This window comes from Stenotrophomonas sp. SY1 (assembly GCF_021202945.1).
In the GTDB taxonomy this organism is placed as follows: Bacteria; Pseudomonadota; Gammaproteobacteria; order Xanthomonadales; family Xanthomonadaceae; genus Stenotrophomonas.
Genome location: NZ_JAJOYR010000006.1, coordinates 1 through 1413 on the forward strand (window position 1 = coordinate 1; position 1413 = coordinate 1413).

Annotated in this window: 2 protein-coding genes; both read right to left on the reverse strand. The window is 65.0% G+C overall.

The window, feature by feature from the left end; all coding sequences use genetic code 11:
- A partial coding sequence (locus LR961_RS19065) for a recombination-associated protein RdgC (RefSeq protein WP_232151552.1) occupies positions 1–782 on the reverse strand: 782 nt, incomplete at its 3' end.
- 154 nt (positions 783–936) lie between these two features.
- Entirely contained in the window at positions 937–1167 is a 231-nt protein-coding gene (locus tag LR961_RS19070; RefSeq protein ID WP_232151553.1) for a hypothetical protein, read from the reverse strand.
- Positions 1168–1413: the final 246 nt, after the last annotated feature.

Genomic DNA, 1413 nt, shown 5'->3' on the forward strand with positions numbered 1-1413 from the left:
AGCTTGTCGAGTGCGCCGTCCAGGAACTTCAGCTTCCGGACGATCATGTCTTCGCCCAGCACGAACGAGAGGTTGTCCTCGAACACCAGCGCCAGGCGCGTGACCTGCTTGCCGGCATCGAGGTGCTTGTCGATCTCGTCGCAGCGCAGCTCCTGGTACTGGCACTTCACGACTGCGCCACCTTCCGCCGGATCCTGCAGCTGGCATTCCTCGCCCAGGCTCAGTCCTTCGGGCATCGGCTCGCCGGCAATCCACGCGGTGAGAATGGCGCGCGGCGCCACTTCCGCATTGAGCGGCAGGGCCGGGAAGCTGCCGAGCAGCCCGCGGATGTCGCTCATGACGTTCTCGCCGGTCTTGCGGCTGGACGTGTCGACAACTGCATAGCCGTGCTCCAAATCGAGCAGCACGTCGGTGCGCCGGCTCTGGGTCAGCGCGCGCGGCAGCAGTTCATGGAGCAGGTCATCCTTCAGCCGCTTGCGTTCGCGCCCACCGGGCTTGCGGCCTTCGCTCTCTTCGATCTCCTCGAGTTTGCGGGCCAGCTGGTCGTTGACGGCAGCGGGCGGGAGGATCTTGTCCTCGCCGCCGATCGTCAGCCACAGCGCGTCCCCGATGCGGTGCGACAGCTGCTGCTTCTCTTCCCGACCAAACGGGGAAATGAACCCGCGGGAGCTCATTTCCAAAGGAGCCACCGGCTTGAGCGTGGCCGCCGACAGCAGGTTGTCGACTTCCGAGAAGTCGATCGCGGTTGGAAAGCGAAACACAGTCAGGTTGCGGAAGAACATGGAGGGTCTCCAAACGGTTCGGAGGTGATGGACGTCCCGGGCGGCAAGTCGCGTAGGCCCAGGGTGTAAAGCGCGTCCTCGATGGCTGCTTGCTCGTCGTCCGCTACGGATTCGTGCGGCTTGGCCAAGCCCGGGATGTAGAGGCGGAACAGGTTCATGGGGCGGCGATGGCCCGTGCGATCAGGCGCAGGTTGGGCCGCTTACCCGCCTTCCATGCGTCCTGAAGGTTTGCTCCGATCTCTTGGCGCATGGCCAGCTTCGCCGGCGGGTACACGATCACCGCCTCGTAGTAGCGCTGCATGCGCTCGCGCGGGCTCATAGTCCGGACGGTGCGAAACACCACCCGGTTGAGCCTGCACTTCAGACAACCGATGTCCTGGTTCATTCGGATGACTCCAAGCAAGAACGCAGATCAAGACGGAGGACATGCCGGCGGCGAGCAGGGGGCCGGCGAATGCCTCCAGGAGGTTGCGCGGGCGATTCACACGCATGGCGGGACAGATCCGTGTGGTGCGCGCTCGTCGTAGCCGCAGTGCATGCACACGCCGTCTTCGTCGAGCTGGTGGCCGCGCGGGGCAGGGGTGGCGATGTCGTCGGGCAGCACATGGGCGCCGAACAACACGTCGAACTG

Bases quoted from the DNA above. Each gene is read 5' to 3' on its own strand.
- LR961_RS19070 (WP_232151553.1), bottom strand. From the start codon at position 1,167: ATGAACCAGGACATCGGTTGTCTGAAGTGCAGGCTCAACCGGGTGGTG.